The following is a 19,392-nucleotide window of genomic DNA, read 5'->3' on the forward strand; positions in this document are numbered from 1 at the left end:
CTGCTCAGGCCGCCTCATCGGCAACCTCGTCTTCGTCGTCGGTCTCTTCGCCGGTCAATACCAACGCGTTTGAAACCAATTGATGGACACTCACGATCTGATCCAGGTCCATCCCGTAATAAGGCAACACCTTAGTGAATTGGCTCTTACAAATGGCGCAGATCGCCGCCATGTGAGTGACGCCTTTCTCCTGCATGACATTGTTCAAGGCCTCCACACGCGGCTGGGCGCCCTTGACGCGGATCTCCATCAGGTCGTCAGTCAGCAAGCCACCACCACCACCGCAGCAGAAGGTGCGATCGCGGATGGTATCCTCGTCCATATCGTAGAAATTGTTGCAGGTCGCACGGATGATGGCGCGTGGGATATCGAATTGGCCACCAGGCCGATCACCCATGCGTGAGGCACGCGCCACATTGCAAGAATCATGGTAGGTCAGCACCATGTCGTCATTGCGACTCTTATCCAGATTCAGCTTGCCTTCTTGAATCAGCCCGTAGGTGAACTCACAGATGTGCTGTGGCACTGGATAACGGGGATCAAGGAAGTCCCAAGGACCAGCCAGCGTATTCAGAAAGCTATAGGCCACACGCCAGGCATGACCACACTCGCCAAAGACGATGCGCTTGACCTTGAGCTTCAACGCCGCCTCGCGGATGCGCAGCGCTACCCGGCGCATGTTCTCGTAGGAGCCGATAAACATGCCGAAGTTAGCGGCCTCTGACGCATGGCTGCTGAGGGTCCAGCTGACGCCGGCCTCGTGGAAGACCTTGCCATAGCCGATCAGGCCATCGACATGCGGCTCAGCGAAGAAATCCGCTGAAGGAGTGACCAGCAGGATCTCGGCACCTTCCTGGTCCAGGGGATACTTAACTTCAACGCCGGTATCGTCAAAGACGTCTTCTTCCAGCCCCTCGAGCGTATCCGCCAAGGCCGGCCCAGGCAGACCCAGATTATTACCGATCTTGTAGACCTTACCGATGATCTCGTTACAGTACTTCTGGCCTACGCCGATGTGATCCATGATCTCGCGCGCGGCCATTGAGATCTCAGCGGTATCGATCCCGTAGGGACAGAATACCGAACAGCGTCGACATTGCGAGCACTGGTGAAAATAGCTGTACCAATCGCCGAGCACCTCTTCAGTCAGTTCTTCGGCGCCCACCAATTTAGGGAAAAGCCGACCCGCGAGGGTGAAATGGCGACGATAGACCTTACGCATCAGGTCTTGGCGACCAACGGGCATGTTTTTCGGATCGTGAGTGCCCAGATAGTAATGGCACTTATCGGTGCATGAACCGCATTTGACGCAAGAGTCTAGATAGACCCGCAGCGAGCGATAGCGGCTGAGCAGATCGCCCATCTTGTCGATCGCTTTGCTCTGCCAGTCATCGACCAGTTCGCCTGGAAAGCCCAGTTCAGCCTGAAATTGTGGCTTAGATTTGAACGGGCTCGAGTGCGCCATGACGCCCGGCTCGATCTCCGGGATCTCTGGGTACTGCTTGAGTACGGGGACTTGGAAGTCGGCCTTCGCCATGATTCAACCTCGTTTCGAAACGTCGCCAGCCAGGGTCGCAGTGCTCATAGAGCCAGAGCGACAGAGCCTGAGCTACTCAGTCCTGTTCCAGGCGCTCGGCCCAGGGCGCGATATGCCGCTGCTCGCGAGGGTTGTCGACCTGATTTCGCGATGGGCTGAAAAAGAGGCCGGGCGCATGCAACAGCTTGCTATACGGGAAGATGATCATCAGCAGCGCTACGAGCAGCAGATGTAATAACAGCACCGGATCGGCCGGCAAGGTGAAGACCTGACCCGAGTACAGACCTTGAAAGAACTGCTTCACACGCATGATGTCGGTATGCAGCACAAAACGCATCATGAGCCCGGAGAGACCGATGGTGATCAGCAGTGCCAGGATCAGGTGATCGGAAAGCGCGGTGATGTAGCGAACCCGATCGACCAGGAAGCGGCGAGCCCAAAGCCCAGCCAGACCAATCACCATCGCAATACCGCCATAGATGCCAAAGGGCTGGATCATCTCAATCGGCAGCGGTACCGGATCAAGGAAATAGCGAAGATGGCGCAAGGTGACTAGGAAGAGGCCGAAATGAAACATCCAGCCGAAGATCCAGGTCCACTTGCTCCCGCGAAACAGGCTCTCGAAGAACACCACTTCGCGCGTCATGCGCAGCGCAACCCCGGTTTTGGTGGTCGGCGCTGGGGTGGTCGGGATCTTCAGCGGAGCGGGTGTGCGCGCATATTGGATGACCTTATTGGCCAACCCAGCGACCAGCACAAAGGCCGCGAAGTAAAACAGACCGGCGTAAACATCCGACAGAAACGACATGTTTCCGCTACCTCAGTGGCGTTGGCTCAATGGCGTCTGCCCTGATCGAGCAGCCCAGCAGGCGCACGATCTCGAGCGTGTTATCCGTGTCGACAGCCTCGGGAGGCTGCCGACAGCTTGCCCGGACTTCAAACAGCCCGAGTGACTGGCCGGCGAAACCGCCCGGCCAAGTCGAGCAGCGTTATTTAGACGCAGCCGGTCGGTTTCGGCAGACCCGCGTAACGGCACGCCTGCTTGGCTGGACCATAGGGGAACAGGCCATAGAGGTACTTGCTGTTACCCTTGTCCTTGCCAAATTTCTTACCAACGGCCTTGGTCAGCACGCGCACGGCAGGAGCAATCTGATACTCCTCGTAGTATTCGCGCAGGTAGTTGATGATGTCCCAATGCTCGTCGGTGAGTTCGAGATCATCTTCCTTCGACATCACCGTGGCGACGCCAGGCACCCAGTCGTTGATATTCGACAGGTAGCCTTCTTCGTCGGTCTCGAACGTCTTACCATCTACTTCGATTGGCATCGATACTCTCCTAAACAGTGGAAAAGGGAAAAATTACAACCAGGCCTGGACCTTGTCGTGCTCCGCGGCAAGATCCACGAAGCCGGCATAGTCTACGACGCTGATTCCAGGAATGACGCGCTCCTCAGACAAGCCGCGAGCCTGAAGGTCAGGTCCTAAAGCGTAAACCTTGACTGAGTCGAGCGCAGCCTTGACTTGCCCTTCAGCGCTGGTCTGCGTCAGCGCGGCGTAAACGCCGTCTTCGAGCAGCAAGACAGCAGCGCCAGCACTCAAATGATCGAGGCAGGCAGCCAGCGACGTCTTCTCGAACGGCGACTTGTTGACGGTGTGCAGTGTGCTCATCGTGTTCCTCAGGTATTCGCTCGATCTTAGAAGCTGAAGACGACGTCAGCGCCGTCCATGATAGCCGCCATCTCGGCACGCGTGACGAGATGAATCGAATCCTTCTCGGCGTAATCGTCGTCCTCGTCTTCCCAGGTCAAGTGCTGGAGGTCGTCCAGTGACAGCCCACGTTCCTCGAGCGATTCCTTCTCGATGTAGATCTTCTTGACCTCGTAGTCACCGAGTGCGGCATAGGTCGGCGAGAAGTTCTTCATCCCGACTCCCGCAGTGTCCTGCCCCTTCGTGAGCTGGAATACGCCATCATCGACGAAGGCAAGACTGACATCTTGGTCGAAGGCAGCGCCGATCAGCACGACCTCGAGCGACTCCCAGGCATAGATGGTGCCGTAGGGTGCCCTGCGGTTCAGATACAGAAAATTCTTAATGGTTTCAGACATGATGCGTTCCCCTTGTTTCGGATGCCTTGGTTCTGGTCTCAGACCGGCGATCAGTCGCCAAAGACGACCAGCCGATCGGCCTGGATCGCCGCTTCGACCAACTGGCCAAGGCCGGAGATACGAAACCGGGGGTGGATGTTGGTGGCATCCTTGCCGTTGCGCTTCGCCTCACCCTCGTCGACCATGCCGCGCCGCTGCGCGGCGGCGACGCAAACGACCATATCGAGGTCATGCTGTTCGGCAAGCTCGGCCCAGCGCTCGACGACGTTACGGTCATCCTGAGGCGGCGTAGTCAGCCGCGTCGCGTTGTTGACGCCGTCGTGGTAGAAGAAGACACGAAAGATCTCGTGCCCCTTCTCAAGGGCTGCCTTGGCGAAGAAATACGCCGAATCGGCAGCCTGGTGCTGGTAGGGTCCTTCATTGACCTGGATTGCGAACTTCATTGCGACCTCGCTGGTGTGGGCTCCGGTTTCCGCTGCTAATCAGAGCCGCTGATCAGAAGCGGATATAGGAAGAGGCGTTGAAGCTGGCACGTGAGCCGCGCCAGGTGTCGATGTGGTACTTGGTGAACGGCAGCTCGACCTCTTCAAAGAAGCGCGGCCAACCGATACGCTCGATCCACTCATTGACACGCTCCCAATCGCGGGCGCCTTCCTTATAGGCCTTGAGGATGCGCTTAACGATTGCGGTTGCCTCGGGCCAGCGTGGCGGGTTGTTGGGGATGCCAGCGGCGACCAGCTTCTGGAAGGTCGGCTTGCCGCGCGCATTGGAGTGGTTACCACCCACCCAGATTGCCAGCTTGGAGTGCTCGGCGTCATTGATCTGCATCGGCGGGCACGGCGGATAGCAGGCGCCGCAGCAGATGCACTTACGTTCATCGACTTCGAGCGACGGCTTGCCGTTAACCATCGCCGGACGGATGGCGGCAACCGGGCAGCGGGCGACGACCGACGGACGTTCGCAGACGTTGGCGACCAGATCGTGGTTGATCTTCGGCGGCTTGGTGTGCTGCACGTTGATCGCGATATCGCCCTGACCGCCGCAGTTGATTTGGCAGCAGCTGGTGGTGATGTGCACGCGGTTTGGCATGGTCGCGTTGCGGAAATCGTCGATGAGTTCGTCCATCATCGACTTGACCACGCCAGAGGCGTCGGTGCCCGGGATGTCGCAGTGCAGCCAGCCCTGGGTGTGCGAGATCATGGCGACGGTATTCTGAGTGCCGCCGACGATGAAGCCCGCGTCTTCTAGCGCCTGGATCAGCGGGGCAACGCGCGCTTCTTCGGTCACCATGTACTCGATGTTGGAGCGCAGGGTGAAATGCACGTAGCCGTCGGCAAGGTCGTCACCGATCTCGCACAACTTGCGCAGTGTGAAGACGTCGAGGATACGCTGAGTGCCAGCGCGTACGGTCCAGATCTCGTCGCCGCTGTAAGCAACGTGACGTAGAACGCCAGGCCGGGGATGCTCGTGATACTTCCACTGACCGAAGTTCTTCCGCATCGTCGGGTGCATGTACTGCCAAGGGTCGGGGCAGCCAGACTCGATGGGCTCGCGCATGTCTTTGGCCATCGGCAACTCTCCAGTAAATCAGTAAACAGTTAGGTGCTGATCAAATTCGGTACACTGAACGTTGGCGCACATGCCACTGGGCTGCACACCAACGTTCGCGGCTGATCCTATAAAGGCAGCGTTTAGCCTGCGGCCTTCTCGGCCTGACGCTCGAACCATTGCTCCGCAGCCTCGTCCCAGCCATCCATGCGGACGTAGGAACTCTGACGCGGATGGCTGAGCATGTTCGGATCAGGCTCGATACCGATGCCGTCGAGGAAGTTGGCCAGGCCGATGCGCTCGATCATCTCACCGCAGCGCTCGTGCTCAAGACCGTTTTCGGCCCAGAAGTCGATGATGTTCTCAGCCATCTCGACCATCTCGTCGTAGTCTTCCTGGGTGTCGAGCTTGCGGAAGGGCACGATCACGGTGCCCATCAGGTCACCGATCTTCAGCGTGCGCTTGCCGCCGATGAGGATGGTCACACCCTTGTCGTCGCCGGGGTGCAGCGCCTTCGGCATCACGTTTAGGCAGTGCATGCAGCGCACGCAGTCGCGGTTGTTGACCGCCAGGGTATCGTCGTCGTTCAGCGACAGCGCCTGGGTCGGACACCGGGTGATGACGTTATCGATGATGTACTGGCGACCCTTGGCCTTGACATAGGCCTTGACCTCGTCTTGGTCGACCTTCATGTCATCACGCCAGGTGCCAAGCACGGCGAAGTCCGAGCGCTCGATGGCGTTCTGGCAGTCGTTAGCGCAGCCAGAGACCTTGAACTTGAACTTGTAAGGCAATGCCGGGCGGTGAACATCGTCAACGAAGTTGTTGACCAGCGCGCGATGGGCCTTCAGCTCGTTAGTGCAAGACATCTCGCACCGTGCAGCGCCGACGCAGGACATGGCGGTACGTACACAGGGGCCAGCGCCGCCGAGATCCCAACCGTACTCGTTGATCTCGTCGAAGAAATGCTGCGTCGACTCGGTATCGGCACCGATGAACATGATGTTGCCGGTCTGACCATGGAAGGTCACCAGGCCCGAGCCATGCTTCTCCCAGCTGTCAGCCAGCTGACGCAGCATGGCGGTGCTGTAGTGGTTACCCGCGGGCGGCTGGACGCGGAGCGTGTGGAACTCGCGAGACTTCGGGAACGCCTTACCGACCTCGGAAAAACGCGGGATGATACCGCCGCCGTAGCCATATACCGAGACGGTGCCGCCCTTCCAGTAGCCCTTGCGAGTCTCGTAGGAGTGCTCGAGCTGGCCGAGCAGGTCGTTGGTGAGCGCATTGATGCGTCCGTCGGTATGCTCGTCGCGGAGACGCTTGATGCCCGAGATGAAGCTCGGCCATGGGCCGTCTTCAAGTTGGTCGAGCATCGGAGTTTGGTGCTTGTCGAGGGCCATGTCGCTATCTCTCCTATCGAGAAACGTCGTGGTAAGACACAGAACGAATTCAGATTCTTTCGCGGCGCCGTGTGCCACGGAGCTGCACTATACGGGGTGGCAGGCCAAACTGGGAACCGCACCTTAGGGAGGGGCACCCTACCCCGGCATATCCCCTTGGGGATAGTTGACAGCCATACTTTTTCTCTTTTGCGATCAGCAACCTAGAGCGCCATCGCAGCCAGCCTTATGGGGCGGAGAGCATAAGCGCCAAGCCGCCCTGTGTCAACATATCCTAATATTCCAATAGCTTATTCAGGGCTTGACGCCGACTCAGCACGGCCCGAGCAGCAGCCGCCAATCAGCCGATGTCGCTGGCCGATCCCGTGCTGAGGACGCTGCCCCATGGCGCGACGCGCACTGGTTGCAACAGGCAACTTGTCTCTCCACAACACGCATTCTTCCCTCAGCTGGCGAAAGACCTGAGTTGTTTTTGCCCGATCTTGGCTTTACCTGCTCGGAACGAGAAAGACCACCTCGGCGACCACGCTCGGCCAGATGCGCGGCGACCGCGGGTCATCGGCGCACTTTAGTCAGAGAGGCTTAACCCACATGCTCATGCTCAGCGACATTCTCGTCTCCAACAAGGAGATTGAGAGCTTTGAGGAACTGCTTCCGGCGATCCAGGAGGTGGCCCGCCAGGGCGAGCGATTCTTTCGAATCGATGTCAAGCCACCATTCTCCGACACCCCCGACGACTGGGAAGACCGGCTTGAGGCGGCGTTTAGCGGCCTGCTGCGCTAGCTCAGCTCCGAAGCATCCCGCTGGCCATAGGCGCCCCTTGAGCGCGGCGCACACGAGAATGCCTGGATACTGTGCTCGCGGCCGGCCGAGCAGTCATCACGGAGAGAGCCACACATTTAACGAGGACAGCGCCGCACGCGGCGACAAGAGCAGTTGTCATGAAGCATTTCGACATCACGCAGACCCATTTGCAGGATACCGCCGCCGACTCCATCACCAACCAAGCCGCTGAAGAGGCCGCCCTAGAATCGCATCTATTGGCGCTCGAGGAGCAGTACGCGACGCTGCAACGCATCGGCGCCAACCGCCAGCAGTTGGCGGAACTCCAGTTGCAGCAGGCGCGCACGCTGGTCGGACTCGGTCGCGGCGAAGAGGCCTGGCCTTTAGGCCGCGACGCCTTCGATGCCTTTATCGAGGCCGAAGAATTCGAATCAGCCGCGGATTGCTGCGACGTGCTCTTCCGCGCCGAACAGGAACATTCTCTAAGCGCCCTGGGCCAGGGGATCTGGCTGGCCGTCACCTATCCAATGGACATCGAGCTGTCGATCGAATTGTTGTCGCATGTCGTTGATGAAACCCCCGATGATGCCGACGGCGCTGCCGTGGCGGCCACAACCGCCCTCTTCCTAGCCGATGTGCGCGCGGACGGTGTGCAACGCGACAATCTCACCTTCTTTGCGACCCAGATCTTAGCCAAGGTCGCACGCCGTCACAGCGGCGTCGATTCGCAACAGGCATTCGACCTCTGGCGTGATCGACTGGAACTCCGCGAGCCGGAGAAGTTCCTGGTCCGGCTGCGCAATGTAGTAGACGTTCTGGTGCAAGACGAATGGTGGTTTGATCGCGACTCCCTGCAGGGCAAGCTTCCCGTCAACTGAGACCAACCCATGTTTTGGCAAGAATCCGATCCGGAGACCCATCCGCAAGTCCCCAACGACGTCGTCGACGTCATGTTCGCGCTGCAGAAATGCAAATCTCTGCCAGTTGACCATGCGCATGCACTCGCAAACGCCCTGATCGACGCGGTACCCTGGCTCGCCGAGGAACCGCGCACGGCGATCCACACGATCCATGTGGCCGGCTCACAAAACGGTTGGGAGCGACCCGCGCACAATAGCGAGCAACAGTTGCTGCCATCACGCCGGACCAAGCTTAGCATCCGCATCCCGCGCGTTCGGCTCGATGAACTCAAGACCGCACTCGAGGGGCGAACCCTCGAGATCAAGGGTTCGAGCTTCACCCTTGGCCCGGCCAAGGAACGCCCACTCAGTGCGGAAAAGACCCTGTTTGCGCGTTATGTGGTCGCCCACACCGATGAGGACGAAGACCAGTTCCTGCGTCGGGTCGCTGGCGAACTCCAGCAGCGAGGCATCAAGATCCGCAAGGCCCTCTGCGGCAAGACCCTGTCGCTGAGCACCCCCGCCGGCCCTGTGCTAACGCGCAGTCTGATGCTCGCCGATCTCAGCCTCGACGACGCCATCGCGCTCCAACAGCAGGGCATCGGCGATCACCAGACCATGGGCTGCGGCATCTTCCTGCCGCACAAAGGGATTGACGCCGTCGCCCAGACCGCGAGCTGACCAGAGCCGCCGCAAGCGCGACCGCCGCAAGCACAGAGGTGACGTCTCTACAACAATTGACTAATATTCGTGGGTTTTCAGCTGCGCGCGCCGGATCACCTCTCCGGCCGCCCGCCGACACGCGTTAACCCTAGACCGCCTGCCAACCAAACGGCGGCACTCAACGACGAGAGGAGCATTCGCAATGGCGATTGAAGTAAACGGCAACAGTATCGAAACCACCGATTCCGGGTTCCTGACCAACCCGCTCGACTGGAACGAAGACGTTGCCAAGGCCCTAGCCGAGATCGAGGGTATTGAGTTGACCGAGCGTCACTGGGACATCCTCAACTACCTGCGCGACGAATATCTGAACAACAATCAAAACCAACCCATGGAACGGGTATTGCTCAAAGACATGGGCAAGAAATGGGGCAGCAAGCCCAGCAGCAAGGAGGTCTATATGCTATTCCCGCTGGCACCGACCAAGCAAGGCACCAAGATTGCAGGCCTGCCCGAGGTTCACCGCAAAGGCGGCTACTGAGTAGCTGCGGCACGCCCGGTCACCGCGGCCAACCACCAGTGAGGTCGGCCGCGTTAGCACTCAGTCGCCAGCGGAGCCCGACGCCTGTTTCTTGGCTCCAGCAGCCCCCATTCCGGCAGCAAACAGCCGCTGCATCATATCCATGCCGGCGAGACTGGTCTTCAGATAAGGCTGCATCATCTCCATCGGGTCATAGCCCTCCACACCCTGCTCGATGCGAGCCTGAATATCGTCGAGCATCCGCTGCTGCAACATCTCGAGGTCTGGCAATCCCATTAACTTGCGAACCTCGGCGGGCGTCATTTCAACGTCGATATGGAATTTCATGAGATGTATTCTCCTGCAGCGATTTCGGCAACCGAGCAAGCCAAGGTGCCGCCCTGGCCTCAGTGCTCGTCCGGATGATGACCCCGCGCTCAATGTCGACTCGAGCGCGGCGGTAGCTCAGGCCGCATCGGCTCCTCGACCACCAAACCGCGACGAACCCGACGGCCAAGTAGAACACAAGCACGCTCAAAGGCGCTTTCAGCCGCCGCCGCTGTCCACTCCCAGTCGAGCGGCGACGCCGTCGAACGCACCTGCCAGTGGCCGACCGTTAACACTGCGCCAACCCGAACCTCAAGCGTCCAATCATGCCAAGACGCCGTCTGATCTTGCTCATCGAGCATCTCCTGCTCGACCAGACGGATACTCTTGTCGCCGACATCATTCATCGCCGCGATCTGCGACAGGATGGCATCCTCGTCGACACAGCTCTCCCAGCCGGTATGCACCGCGGAGGCCGTCTCCATCAGCGCATGCACGATCAACTCAGGGGTGAGTTTGAAGTTGAGCGGGCTATCCCAGTCAGGATCGGCGCCGACATCAAAGTCTGTTGTTTGAATGCTTGTCATCGATCGCCCAGCGCGGCAAAGATAGACCCAACCAGAAGCTAGCTTAACGCCAGAGGTACATCGATGTCTGTACTCGTAGACTTCAGCATCTTCCCCGTCGGCGAGGCCGAGCACCTGAGTCCTTTCGTCGCCTCGGTGGTCGACCTGATCGCAGACAGCGGCCACAGCTACCAGCTAACGGCGATGGGCACTCTGTTCGAGACCGATGCGCTCGCAGACGCCTTGCGCCTGATCGAGCAAGCACAGGCTCTGCTCGCCGCTGCCGGCTGCAAGCGTGTCTATGCAACGGTCAAGCTGGATATTCGCGAAGGGCCAACGGGACGCCTAGCGCAAAAGACGGCCAGCGTTGAGGCGCGGCTAGGCTTGCGCTCTTAGCGATCGCTCGCCTTGCGTACGCTGGCCAACCTCAGGCCCTGACTCGCTTATGAAACGCCTTTTCGTGCTGATAGTTGGGCTGGTGACGCTTGTCGCGGCGGCGCTGGTCTTAGCCTTGGTCTTGGGCCCACGCGACCAAATCGTCCGGGGCAGCGCGGTTGCGATCGACGGGCGCGCTGTCGCAGAGATACTCGCTGCACGCGAAGCGGCATTTGACGACATCACACCTGGCGCCGAGGCGCGGGTAATCTGGGCTGGCCAGCCTGAGGTGCAAACGCCGCTTTCGATTCTGTACCTACATGGGTTTTCCGCCAGCTCCGAGGAAATCCGCCCGGTGCCAGACCGGGTCGCCGAGGCGCTCGGCGCCAACCTCATCTTCGCCCGCCTGACTGGCCATGGCCGCGATGGCGACGCGCTAGCGGCAGCGCAAGCGGGAGATTGGGTGGATGATGCGGCACTCTTCATCGCGCTTGCACGAAAAGCCGGAGAGCGGGTGTTGATCATTGGCACCTCTGCCGGCGGTACGCTGGCCACCTATGCGGCGACCGAGCCCGAGATGGCAAAGGATGTCGCGGGCCTGGTACTGATCTCGCCCAGCTTCCAGGTAGCAAACCCAGCGGGCGTGCTGATGGAACTCGGCTTCGCGCGCCACTACCTGCCCTATCTGGTCGGGCCCGAAAGTGGATTCGAGCCGAGCAGCGATCAACATGCCCGTTATTGGACCACGCGCTATGGCTCGGATGCATTGATCAGCCTCGGCACCCTGATGCGCGAAACCCGCGCGCGAAATGTAGCAGCGCTTGACCTGCCGGTCCTCGTACTCTTCTCGGACGCCGATCAGGTGGTCTCGGCCGCAGCCACACGTAAGATCCTGCTCCGGTGGGGTGGTCCAGTGACGCTCGCTCTGCAGGAACTGCCGCAGGAGGGAGTGCATCCTAACAACCATGTCATCGCCGGTGATATCCTAAGCCCCGCGATGACCGAGCCGGTGGTACAGACGATTCTCAATTGGGTCGCCGACAGCCTCTAGCGCCGAGAGCCGCGCTTCAACGAGATCCCCGCGCTTGGGCATGATCACCGGGCCTTTTACGACAAAGCGCGAGGCGTGCGCGCCTGAATCTAATCCGCGTTCTGCCGCAGCACGGCGGTAACCACACCGATCAATTGCACCGCTTCCGCTGCGAACCGCAGCGGTACCATCTCCGCGTTAGCAGGCTGGAGGCGGACCCCGCCGGCCTCGTCATAAAAGCGCTTGACGGTCGCGGCGTCGCCATCGATCAGCGCGACCACCACATCGCCATTCGCGGCGCTGGCCTGTGGCTTGATCAGGATTAGATCGCCGTCCTCGATCTGATCCTCGGTCATCGAGTCGCCACTGACACGCAGTGCGAAATCGGCAAGCTGAGCCAGACGCTCGGGCACTTGGACCCAATCCGGGTCTTCGATGGCCTCCAGCGGCTGTCCGGCGCTGACGCGCCCCATCAGCGGCAGCGCGGTCATCGGCTCGCTGTGCGGATCGATCAACTCTGGAGCGGCGTCGAGCCGGGTAGCGCGACGGTACTGGATCAGCCATTGGAAAGCAGTCATAGGACTCAGGATAGCAGCCAGACTGAGCGGAAGGTTTCCCTGTGGTTATCCTGAGCGATAACGGTAACACGGCCGAGCGCGACCGCGCGCTGATGCAACAAGCTCGCCAGGTCACAATGCACTGGCGAGCGGCAGGTGGCGAGGGCGAGGGGCGAAATTGAGCGCATGCCATAGATCGCAGGCGCTAGGCTGCGCTCAGCCGCCGTCCATTTTTCGGGCAACCAGATGACTCAGGCTTTAGGCCTATCTCGCCACGAGCCGTTGCGATCCCTACTACCCGCAACGAACATCAGAGCGGGTCCGGCAATCAGCCCCCAGATCACCAAAAGTAGCCAGCTACCGCTGAGGAGTTCATCAAACCCGTAGGTAAAGCCGGCCAACGCAGCGAACCCGACAGCAATCGCGATACCAATCGAGAGAGGCAACATATCTGTACCCTCCATACAACAAATGTTGACTAAACATTAGTATCTGCTTAAATATTAAGCAAGCAAAAACACCTCATATTTCAGTGATTGTCACAATTTTTTGCTAATAAACGCCGATTGTTACAGCCGGTAACAATGAAAAACCCTGGGCCGCCGACAGCTGTAGAAAAAACACAACAGAAAGCACCCTGTGGTCACTTTTTTACAACTTCTTAACCGAGCCAGATCGCTCGACATGGCCCTGAACAGGCGCTCCAGGCGATAACCAAAGGTCGAGACAGCCCCGGATGTATCAGCTGAGCGTCTGAACACCCATAATGGATATCAACCGAACTGATCGACGCCCGCCTGCTGATGCGAGCCAGGCCTGCGTTCAACCGATGGTGGAGCCAGCATGCTGCCCGAAACCGATTCCTTGCACCGCTTCGTATTCGAACATTCGCGCGTGCGCGGCGAGCTCGTCCGACTGGATGCAGCCTGGCAAGCAGTACTCGAGCGTCACAACTATCCAGGGGCCGTCAAGCAGCCGCTCGGCGAGGCCTTGGTCTCCGTGTTACTGCTCACCGCAACGCTGAAGCTTGAAGGCTCGCTGATCTTGCAGGCTCAGGGGGAAGGCCCGATTCGCACCCTGGTCGCCCAGGCCACACATGAAGCAACAGTGCGTGGACTCGCACGCTGGGAAGGTGAGATCGAAGGAGGGATCGAAGGAGGAATCGAAGGAGAGATCGAAGGTGGAGATCTGCAGGCGCTATTTGGGAAAGGGCAGCTGGTCTTGACCATCAACGCCAAGCATCGCGACCGCTACCAGGGCATCGTGCCGCTTGAGGGCGCCGGTATCGGCGCCGCCCTTGAGAGCTACTTTGCCTCTTCAGAACAACTGCCATCCCGCTTCTGGCTCGCGGTCAGCGACAAGCGCGCGGCCGGCCTGATGTTGCAGCGCCTGCCAGGCCCAACTGACGATGAAGACGACTGGAACCGCGCTGTTATCCTCGCTGATACCGTTCAGCCGCGTGAACTGCTCCAACAATCCACTCCTGATCTGCTGCGACGCCTATTCCACGAAGAGAGCCTGCGCCTGTTCGAGCCAGAGCCTGTGGCCTTCCGCTGCGGATGCTCGCGCACACGGGTCGCCGATAACCTGCGCGCCCTCGGGCGCGACGAGATCGACGATATCATCGCCCAGCAAGGACTCATCGAGGTCACCTGCGAATTTTGTAATCGCGGTTATCGTTTCGATGCCGTCGATGCCAGAAGCCTCTTTACCGGCGTGGTCAACGCAACCGCACCGCCGGCGCAACATTAAAGGCGACGGCCCGAGCGCACGGCGATAGAGCCCCTGAGCGGCGCTGACACGCTGACTAGCGAACCGTCGCGAAAACGGCAACAGGATGGCCCCATGGTATCCTGCCCGGTGTGCCGTTTTCGCGGCCATACCTCCGTTTATTGACTGCAAGCCCGAGAATCCATCCATGCCCTATCTGCTCGTCCTCTACTACAGCCGCTACGGAGCAACCGCCGAGATGGCTCGACAAATCGCGCGCGGCTCCGAGGAGGCTGGGCTAGAGGCGCGGTTGCGCACCGTTGCGCCGGTCTCCACGGTGTGTGAGGCAACCGCGGACTCGATCCCTGAGTCTGGCGCGCCCTATGCCGAACTCGACGACCTGCGCAACTGCAGCGCGCTTGCGCTTGGAAGCCCAACGCGTTTTGGCAATATGGCCGCCGCGCTGAAATACTTTCTCGACGGAACCTCATCGGTCTGGCTTTCCGGCGCCCTCAGCGGTAAGCCCGCCGGCGTCTTCACCTCAACCTCTAGCCTCCATGGCGGTCAAGAAACCACACTGCTGTCAATGATGCTGCCCTTGCTACATCACGGCATGCTGCTGATGGGGCTGCCTTACAGCGAGACCGGGCTGATTCATACCCAAGCCGGGGGCACCCCATACGGCCCCTCGCATGTCGCCGGCATCAATAACGATCAACCGCTGAACGAGATCGAGCGCGATCTCTGCCAGGCGCTCGGTCGCCGCCTCGCCACCACAGCCGCGGCCCTGCACCGCTGAGATATCGCGGTGCAAGAGCGGTATCCACCGCAGCTCCCGCTCGCACTGCGCCAGCCCGAGCCACGCGGCCTTGATGGCTTCATCGCGCACGGCAATGGCGCTGCCTTGGCCGCGGTTCGGCAATGGGCCGATGGCAGCGGCGAGCCTTATATCTACCTGCATGGCGGCGCCGCGAGCGGGAAATCGCAGCTGCTGGTTTGCGCCGCCGGCGAGGTCCGTCAACGTGGACTCGGCGTGGTCTACCTGCCCTTGGATACGCCCCGCCTAACACCGGCCGTACTCGATGACCTCGAGCAACGCGACGCCATTCTGCTCGACGCCCTGCAGGCGATCGTCGGCAATACCGTCTGGGAACAAGCGCTGTTCAATCTCTACAACCGGGTGCGCGATGCCGGCCGACGTCTGCTCGCGGCTGCACGCCAACCCGCGGGCCGGCTCGGCATTCGGCTGCCCGATCTCGCTTCGCGCCTCGCCGCCGGCCCCAGCTATAACCTGCGGCCACTCAGCGACGCCGGCCGCGCCGAACTGTTGCGCATTGGCGCCGAGCAGCGCGGCCTGCGCTTTGGCGACGCGATGATCAGCTACATCCTCAGCCGCTGCCCACGCGATCCAGGCGCACTCTCCGCCCTGCTCGACGAGATCGACCGCACCGCGTTGGCCGAGCAGCGACAACCCTCGATCCGATCGATTGGCCGACTGCTCGAGCGACTCGAGCACACAGGCAGCGACTCCAGTGCTGATCAAACCCCAAACGCGCCCGATCGTCGCGCCTAAGGCTGATGGCGCGGCAGCACCCTGAAACAGGAATCACTTGAGATTCACATTCACAACCATGGCGCATCACCACTCAGGGCAATGAGGCGCTGGCGATGAGGCGCTGGCGATGAGGCGCTGGCGATGAGGCGCTGGCGATGAGGCGCTTGTTACATGGAAACACCGCTCAGTGCATGGCTTAAGAAGCCACGCTCAGACATGCGTCCGTCGCAGCGGTCGTGTATCGTCAGGCCTTGGGCCTAACGCAGCACTTAATCTCCTCGCCTGATACGGGAAGACCGATGCCAATCATCGCCACGCAACCAAGTGTCCGCGTCGTCACGCTCCGGATCGACGGTCAAGATCTATCCGCGCGCGAAGACGAGACCATCATCGAAGTCTGCCGCGAGAACAAGATCCCGATCCCCAGCCTGTGCTGGATGGAGGGACTCTCCGTGGTCGGCGCCTGCCGCCTCTGTATGGTCGAGGTGGCCGGTCAAAACCGCCTACTCGCCGCCTGCGCGACGCGCGTCACCGAGGGCATGGAGATCACCACCAACTCCGAGAAGCTGCAGCGCTATCGACGCACCCTGGTCGAGCTGCTGTTCGCCGAGCGCAATCATGTCTGCTCGGTCTGCGTCTCCAATGGCCATTGCGAGCTGCAATGGCTCGCCAACAGCTGCGGCGTTGACCATGTGCGCATGCCTTACCGCAATCACGGCTACGCGGTCGACAGCACCCATGAGATGTTTCGCCTCGACCACAACCGCTGCGTGCTCTGTACCCGCTGCGTGCGCGTCTGCGACGAGATCGAGGGCGCCCACACCTGGGATGTGATGGGCCGTGGCAGCGACTGCCAGGTGATCACCGATCTCGCCAAGCCATGGGGCGACAGTGACACCTGCACCAGCTGCGGCAAGTGCGTGCAGGTCTGTCCGACCGGCGCCCTGGTCAAACAGGGCACTTCCGTCGGTGAAATGGTCAAAGATCAGCACTTTCTGCCGATTCTTGCTCGACGGAGATCCGCACGATGAGCGCTCAGCCCGAAGCCACAGCAGCCAGCTCACAGGCTGGCCATCCAACCCCCGACACCCAAGCACCACTCGGCGTAGCCAGCAACAGCAGCGGGAGCAAGGTCACCGTCGCAACCATCTGGCTCGACGGCTGTTCTGGGTGCCACATGTCGTTCCTCGACATGGACGAGCGTCTGGTCGACCTGGCGCAGAAGATCGATATCGTCTACAGCCCTCTGGTCGACAGCAAGGAGCTGCCCGAGCAGGTCGACGTCGGCATCATCGAAGGCTCGATCAGCAACGAAGAAGACCTGCACAAGGCAAAGCTGTTCCGCGAGCGCTGCAAGCTCCTGGTCAGCCTTGGCGACTGCGCGGTGAACGGCAACGTCCCGGCAATGCGCAATGCGTTCAAGCTCGACAACGTCTATGAGCGCGCCTATCTCGAGAACGTGAACACCCGTCCGCAGATTCCAACCCAAGGCGTTCCAGCCCTGCTACAGACCGTCTTGCCGGTGCATGCTGTGGTCGATGTCGACGTCTTCATCCCTGGCTGCCCGCCGCAGGCCGACACCATCCATTACGTGCTGAGCGAGCTGCTCGAAGGTCGCGTGCCGGAGCCGCTGCGCATGACCCGATTCGGCGCTTGAGCTCAGGCCAAGCGCCTTACATCCGAGCCCAGACCCTGACACCCCCCAACAACGCCTGACGCCCTGGACTAAGCGACCATGAGCCGAACCATCAGCATCGACCCGGTCACCCGCATCGAGGGCCACGCCCGCATCTCGCTGCAGCTCGCCGACAGCGGCGAGGTCGAAGACGCCAAGTTCCATCTGACCCAGTTCCGCGGCTTCGAGAAGTTCTGCGAGGGCCGGCCCTACCGCGAGATGCCGGCGCTCACCGCGCGCACCTGCGGCATCTGCCCAGTCAGCCATCTGCTCGCCTCCAACAAGGCCTGCGACGACCTGCTCGCAGTGACCATCCCGCCGACGGCCGAGAAGCTACGACGGATCATGAACCTAGCGCAGCTGCTGCAGTCGCACGCGCTCTCATTCTTCCACCTGTCATCACCGGATCTGCTGCTCGGCTGGGACTCCGACCCCGTCAAACGCAACATCTTCGGCGTCATGGCCAAAGACCCCGAGCTGGCCAAGCAGGGCATCAAGCTGCGCCAGATCGGCCAGACCATCATCGAGATCCTCGGCGGCAAGAAGATCCATCCAACCTGGGTCGTGCCGGGTGGCGTCAGCGAACCGCTCGACAGCGACAAGCGCGAAGCCATGCTGAAGATGTTGCCCGAAGCGCTGACCATCGCCAAGGACACCTATGGCCTGTTCAAGACCATGGTGCCCAAGTTCAAGGACGAGGCCGAGCACTTCGGCACCATGCCGACCCTGTTCCTGTCGCTGGTCTCGAACAAGGGTCAGCTCGAACACTACGACGGCCTCATCCGCATCAAGGACGCGCAAGGCCGGATTGTTGAAGACAGGGTGCCGCCGTCCGACTACCCGCGCATCATCGGCGAAGCGGTCGAGGACTTCAGCTACATGAAGTTCCCCTACTACAAGCCGATGGGCTACCCGAACGGCATCTATCGGGTTGGCCCACTCGCCCGGCTCAACAATGCCGAGAGCTGCGGCACGCCGTTCGCCGATGTCGCCCTGGCCGAGTTCCACATGCTGCAGGAAGACTCGAGCCCGGTGCGCTCCAGCTTCCACTACCATTACGCGCGCCTGGTCGAGATCATCTTCGCCATCGAGATGATGCAGCGGCTGCTCAAGGACCCGAGCATCCTCGACACCCGGGTTCGCGCCCATGCGCGCGGCAACCGCGACGAGGGCATCGGCGTCTCCGAGGCGCCGCGCGGCATCCTGATGCATCACTACAAGATCGACGAGGCCGGCCTGATCAACTGGGTCGATCTGATCATCGCCACTGGCCACAACAACCTGGCCATGAACCAGAGCATCAAGCAGGTCGCCGATGCCTATGTCGATGGCAATAAGCTCAGCGAAGGCATGCTGAATCGGGTCGAGGCGGTGATCCGCTGCTACGATCCCTGCCTATCCTGTGCCTCGCACGCCTTTGGCCAGATGCCGCTGAGCATCGAACTCAAGGATGCCTCTGGGGCTGTGATCGACCGGCTAGTGCGCGACGCATGAACATTGGTCAAGCGACTGTCGAAAGCGCCCAAGAGCAGCAAGAGGGGCAGCGGCAGGAGGGGCAGCAGCAGGAGCTGCAGGAAGACCAGGAGCAGCAGACCAAAGCACGACTGCTGCGGGCGCTGGTGATCGGCTATGGCAGCCCGATCCGCGGCGATGACGCGCTTGGGCCATTGGTTGCCGATCGACTCCAGGAGCGCTTTGCCAACCAGCCACAGCTATGCGCGCAGCCGCGGGCTCAGACCGAGACGCCCACCGGAGCGGTCGAGATCCAGGCGCGCCACATCCTGACCGCCGAGCTTGTCGACGACCTGGCACGCACCGAGCGCGTCATCTTCGTCGACGCCGCGATCGACACCTCGCCTGGGCAGGTCAGACGCCGGCGCCTATCGCCAGACCGAACCGCCCTCTCGACCATGGCGCACTTCCATGACCCGCGCGAGTTGCTGGCCTGGTGCGAGGCGCTCTATCAGCGCGCCCCCGAGGCCTGGCTGGTCTCCGGCGGCGGGGCCGAGTGGGGTTATGCCTGCTATGCCCTGAGCGAAACCGCGCAGCAGGCGTTAGAGCCGATGATCGCCGAAGTCATGTCGCTGATCGACGCGACTTAGTTGCAACCCGACTCAGTCACTTAGTGGCTGTTCATGTTCT

At 60.8% G+C, this 19,392-nt stretch carries 24 protein-coding genes; 13 read left to right on the top strand and 11 right to left on the bottom strand.

From position 1 onward, the window contains the following. Positions 1 to 4 precede the first annotated feature (4 nt). The 8 genes from dsrK to dsrA all read right to left on the bottom strand — a co-directional run bounded on the left by dsrK (position 5) and on the right by dsrA (position 6,590). A complete protein-coding gene (gene dsrK / locus CCR96_RS10295; RefSeq protein WP_201220046.1) occupies positions 5 to 1,537 on the bottom strand; it encodes a sulfate reduction electron transfer complex DsrMKJOP subunit DsrK in 1,533 nt (510 codons plus the stop codon). A gap of 76 nt (positions 1,538 to 1,613) precedes the next feature. Further along, positions 1,614 to 2,345 carry a respiratory nitrate reductase subunit gamma gene (locus CCR96_RS10300; RefSeq protein WP_201220047.1) on the bottom strand — a complete coding sequence of 244 codons (732 nt, stop codon included), beginning with the start codon at positions 2,343 to 2,345 and terminating at the stop codon, positions 1,614 to 1,616. Positions 2,346 to 2,530: 185 nt separating this feature from the next. Continuing rightward, positions 2,531 to 2,863 carry a TusE/DsrC/DsvC family sulfur relay protein gene (locus tag CCR96_RS10305; protein WP_201220048.1) on the bottom strand — a complete coding sequence of 111 codons (333 nt, stop codon included), beginning with the start codon at positions 2,861 to 2,863 and terminating at the stop codon, positions 2,531 to 2,533. Between the two features lie 33 nt (positions 2,864 to 2,896). Beyond that, positions 2,897 to 3,205, bottom strand: a complete 309-nt coding sequence (gene tusB, locus CCR96_RS10310) for a sulfurtransferase complex subunit TusB (protein ID WP_201220049.1) — start codon at positions 3,203 to 3,205, stop codon at positions 2,897 to 2,899. A 26-nt stretch (positions 3,206 to 3,231) separates the two neighbouring features. Beyond that, positions 3,232 to 3,642, bottom strand: coding sequence for a sulfurtransferase complex subunit TusC (gene tusC, locus CCR96_RS10315; RefSeq protein WP_201220050.1), 411 nt, complete (start codon positions 3,640 to 3,642; stop codon positions 3,232 to 3,234). Positions 3,643 to 3,692: 50 nt separating this feature from the next. Further along, positions 3,693 to 4,085: a sulfurtransferase complex subunit TusD gene (gene tusD / locus CCR96_RS10320; RefSeq protein WP_201220051.1), complete on the bottom strand. Its 393-nt coding sequence runs from the start codon at positions 4,083 to 4,085 to the stop codon at positions 3,693 to 3,695. 52 nt (positions 4,086 to 4,137) lie between these two features. Beyond that, complete coding sequence (gene dsrB / locus CCR96_RS10325) at positions 4,138 to 5,211, bottom strand: dissimilatory-type sulfite reductase subunit beta (RefSeq protein WP_201220052.1); 1,074 nt, start codon at positions 5,209 to 5,211, stop codon at positions 4,138 to 4,140. A gap of 122 nt (positions 5,212 to 5,333) precedes the next feature. After that, complete coding sequence (gene dsrA, locus CCR96_RS10330) at positions 5,334 to 6,590, bottom strand: dissimilatory-type sulfite reductase subunit alpha (protein ID WP_201220053.1); 1,257 nt, start codon at positions 6,588 to 6,590, stop codon at positions 5,334 to 5,336. 591 nt (positions 6,591 to 7,181) lie between these two features. Between dsrA and CCR96_RS10335 the strand changes: the two genes are divergently transcribed. The 4 genes from CCR96_RS10335 to CCR96_RS10350 all read left to right on the top strand — a co-directional run bounded on the left by CCR96_RS10335 (position 7,182) and on the right by CCR96_RS10350 (position 9,476). Next, positions 7,182 to 7,373 carry a sulfur relay protein DsrC gene (locus CCR96_RS10335; RefSeq protein WP_201220054.1) on the top strand — a complete coding sequence of 64 codons (192 nt, stop codon included), beginning with the start codon at positions 7,182 to 7,184 and terminating at the stop codon, positions 7,371 to 7,373. Positions 7,374 to 7,531: 158 nt separating this feature from the next. Next, positions 7,532 to 8,251, top strand: a complete 720-nt coding sequence (locus tag CCR96_RS10340) for a hypothetical protein (protein WP_201220055.1) — start codon at positions 7,532 to 7,534, stop codon at positions 8,249 to 8,251. Positions 8,252 to 8,260: 9 nt separating this feature from the next. Further along, positions 8,261 to 8,953: a type I-MYXAN CRISPR-associated protein Cas6/Cmx6 gene (gene cas6, locus CCR96_RS10345; RefSeq protein WP_201220056.1), complete on the top strand. Its 693-nt coding sequence runs from the start codon at positions 8,261 to 8,263 to the stop codon at positions 8,951 to 8,953. 184 nt (positions 8,954 to 9,137) lie between these two features. After that, the gene (locus tag CCR96_RS10350; protein ID WP_201220057.1) at positions 9,138 to 9,476 is read left to right on the top strand and encodes a TusE/DsrC/DsvC family sulfur relay protein; all 339 of its coding nucleotides are present in this window, start codon (positions 9,138 to 9,140) and stop codon (positions 9,474 to 9,476) included. Between the two features lie 60 nt (positions 9,477 to 9,536). Here the strand turns inward: CCR96_RS10350 and CCR96_RS10355 are convergent, their stop codons facing one another. Continuing rightward, positions 9,537 to 9,803 carry a DUF6489 family protein gene (locus tag CCR96_RS10355; protein WP_201220058.1) on the bottom strand — a complete coding sequence of 89 codons (267 nt, stop codon included), beginning with the start codon at positions 9,801 to 9,803 and terminating at the stop codon, positions 9,537 to 9,539. 89 nt (positions 9,804 to 9,892) lie between these two features. After that, on the bottom strand, positions 9,893 to 10,369 hold the full coding sequence (locus CCR96_RS10360) for a hypothetical protein (RefSeq protein ID WP_201220059.1): 477 nt from the start codon (positions 10,367 to 10,369) through the stop codon (positions 9,893 to 9,895). 63 nt (positions 10,370 to 10,432) lie between these two features. Between CCR96_RS10360 and CCR96_RS10365 the strand changes: the two genes are divergently transcribed. Both CCR96_RS10365 and CCR96_RS10370 read left to right on the top strand, forming a co-directional pair. Then, a complete protein-coding gene (locus CCR96_RS10365; protein WP_201220060.1) occupies positions 10,433 to 10,744 on the top strand; it encodes an MTH1187 family thiamine-binding protein in 312 nt (103 codons plus the stop codon). Positions 10,745 to 10,793: 49 nt separating this feature from the next. Then, on the top strand, positions 10,794 to 11,774 hold the full coding sequence (locus CCR96_RS10370) for an alpha/beta hydrolase (RefSeq protein WP_201220061.1): 981 nt from the start codon (positions 10,794 to 10,796) through the stop codon (positions 11,772 to 11,774). 89 nt (positions 11,775 to 11,863) lie between these two features. Here the strand turns inward: CCR96_RS10370 and lexA are convergent, their stop codons facing one another. After that, entirely contained in the window at positions 11,864 to 12,331 is a 468-nt protein-coding gene (lexA, locus tag CCR96_RS10375) for a transcriptional repressor LexA (RefSeq protein ID WP_201220062.1), read from the bottom strand. Positions 12,332 to 13,156: 825 nt separating this feature from the next. Between lexA and hslO the strand changes: the two genes are divergently transcribed. From hslO to CCR96_RS10410, 7 genes are all read left to right on the top strand, one after another. Next, a complete protein-coding gene (gene hslO, locus CCR96_RS10380) occupies positions 13,157 to 14,062 on the top strand; it encodes an Hsp33 family molecular chaperone HslO (protein ID WP_201220112.1) in 906 nt (301 codons plus the stop codon). Between the two features lie 166 nt (positions 14,063 to 14,228). Continuing rightward, complete coding sequence (wrbA, locus tag CCR96_RS10385; RefSeq protein WP_201220063.1) at positions 14,229 to 14,819, top strand: NAD(P)H:quinone oxidoreductase; 591 nt, start codon at positions 14,229 to 14,231, stop codon at positions 14,817 to 14,819. Between the two features lie 9 nt (positions 14,820 to 14,828). Beyond that, complete coding sequence (gene hda, locus CCR96_RS10390) at positions 14,829 to 15,593, top strand: DnaA regulatory inactivator Hda (protein ID WP_201220064.1); 765 nt, start codon at positions 14,829 to 14,831, stop codon at positions 15,591 to 15,593. Between the two features lie 281 nt (positions 15,594 to 15,874). Next, a complete protein-coding gene (hoxU, locus tag CCR96_RS10395; RefSeq protein ID WP_201220065.1) occupies positions 15,875 to 16,606 on the top strand; it encodes a bidirectional hydrogenase complex protein HoxU in 732 nt (243 codons plus the stop codon). Continuing rightward, positions 16,603 to 17,232, top strand: coding sequence for an NADH-quinone oxidoreductase subunit B family protein (locus CCR96_RS10400; RefSeq protein ID WP_201220066.1), 630 nt, complete (start codon positions 16,603 to 16,605; stop codon positions 17,230 to 17,232). Before hoxU ends, CCR96_RS10400 begins: the two co-directional genes overlap by 4 nt. A 78-nt stretch (positions 17,233 to 17,310) precedes the next feature. Continuing rightward, on the top strand, positions 17,311 to 18,744 hold the full coding sequence (locus tag CCR96_RS10405) for a Ni/Fe hydrogenase subunit alpha (protein WP_201220067.1): 1,434 nt from the start codon (positions 17,311 to 17,313) through the stop codon (positions 18,742 to 18,744). Then, positions 18,741 to 19,352: a hydrogenase maturation protease gene (locus CCR96_RS10410; protein WP_201220068.1), complete on the top strand. Its 612-nt coding sequence runs from the start codon at positions 18,741 to 18,743 to the stop codon at positions 19,350 to 19,352. The genes CCR96_RS10405 and CCR96_RS10410 overlap by 4 nt, the downstream gene beginning before the upstream one ends. The last annotated feature ends 40 nt before the right edge of the window (positions 19,353 to 19,392 follow it).

Source organism: Halochromatium roseum (assembly GCF_016653315.1).
GTDB classification, from domain to species: domain Bacteria; phylum Pseudomonadota; class Gammaproteobacteria; order Chromatiales; family Chromatiaceae; genus Lamprobacter; species Lamprobacter roseus.

Bases quoted from the DNA above. Each gene is read 5' to 3' on its own strand.
- dsrK (WP_201220046.1), bottom strand. From the start codon at position 1,537: ATGGCGAAGGCCGACTTCCAAGTCCCCGTACTCAAGCAGTACCCAGAG.
- CCR96_RS10300 (WP_201220047.1), bottom strand. From the start codon at position 2,345: ATGTCGTTTCTGTCGGATGTTTACGCCGGTCTGTTTTACTTCGCGGCC.
- CCR96_RS10305 (WP_201220048.1), bottom strand. From the start codon at position 2,863: ATGCCAATCGAAGTAGATGGTAAGACGTTCGAGACCGACGAAGAAGGC.
- tusB (WP_201220049.1), bottom strand. From the start codon at position 3,205: ATGAGCACACTGCACACCGTCAACAAGTCGCCGTTCGAGAAGACGTCG.
- tusC (WP_201220050.1), bottom strand. From the start codon at position 3,642: ATGTCTGAAACCATTAAGAATTTTCTGTATCTGAACCGCAGGGCACCC.
- tusD (WP_201220051.1), bottom strand. From the start codon at position 4,085: ATGAAGTTCGCAATCCAGGTCAATGAAGGACCCTACCAGCACCAGGCT.
- dsrB (WP_201220052.1), bottom strand. From the start codon at position 5,211: ATGGCCAAAGACATGCGCGAGCCCATCGAGTCTGGCTGCCCCGACCCT.
- dsrA (WP_201220053.1), bottom strand. From the start codon at position 6,590: ATGGCCCTCGACAAGCACCAAACTCCGATGCTCGACCAACTTGAAGAC.
- CCR96_RS10335 (WP_201220054.1), top strand. From the start codon at position 7,182: ATGCTCATGCTCAGCGACATTCTCGTCTCCAACAAGGAGATTGAGAGC.
- CCR96_RS10340 (WP_201220055.1), top strand. From the start codon at position 7,532: ATGAAGCATTTCGACATCACGCAGACCCATTTGCAGGATACCGCCGCC.
- cas6 (WP_201220056.1), top strand. From the start codon at position 8,261: ATGTTTTGGCAAGAATCCGATCCGGAGACCCATCCGCAAGTCCCCAAC.
- CCR96_RS10350 (WP_201220057.1), top strand. From the start codon at position 9,138: ATGGCGATTGAAGTAAACGGCAACAGTATCGAAACCACCGATTCCGGG.
- CCR96_RS10355 (WP_201220058.1), bottom strand. From the start codon at position 9,803: ATGAAATTCCATATCGACGTTGAAATGACGCCCGCCGAGGTTCGCAAG.
- CCR96_RS10360 (WP_201220059.1), bottom strand. From the start codon at position 10,369: ATGACAAGCATTCAAACAACAGACTTTGATGTCGGCGCCGATCCTGAC.
- CCR96_RS10365 (WP_201220060.1), top strand. From the start codon at position 10,433: ATGTCTGTACTCGTAGACTTCAGCATCTTCCCCGTCGGCGAGGCCGAG.
- CCR96_RS10370 (WP_201220061.1), top strand. From the start codon at position 10,794: ATGAAACGCCTTTTCGTGCTGATAGTTGGGCTGGTGACGCTTGTCGCG.
- lexA (WP_201220062.1), bottom strand. From the start codon at position 12,331: ATGACTGCTTTCCAATGGCTGATCCAGTACCGTCGCGCTACCCGGCTC.
- wrbA (WP_201220063.1), top strand. From the start codon at position 14,229: ATGCCCTATCTGCTCGTCCTCTACTACAGCCGCTACGGAGCAACCGCC.
- hoxU (WP_201220065.1), top strand. From the start codon at position 15,875: ATGCCAATCATCGCCACGCAACCAAGTGTCCGCGTCGTCACGCTCCGG.
- CCR96_RS10400 (WP_201220066.1), top strand. From the start codon at position 16,603: ATGAGCGCTCAGCCCGAAGCCACAGCAGCCAGCTCACAGGCTGGCCAT.
- CCR96_RS10405 (WP_201220067.1), top strand. From the start codon at position 17,311: ATGAGCCGAACCATCAGCATCGACCCGGTCACCCGCATCGAGGGCCAC.
- CCR96_RS10410 (WP_201220068.1), top strand. From the start codon at position 18,741: ATGAACATTGGTCAAGCGACTGTCGAAAGCGCCCAAGAGCAGCAAGAG.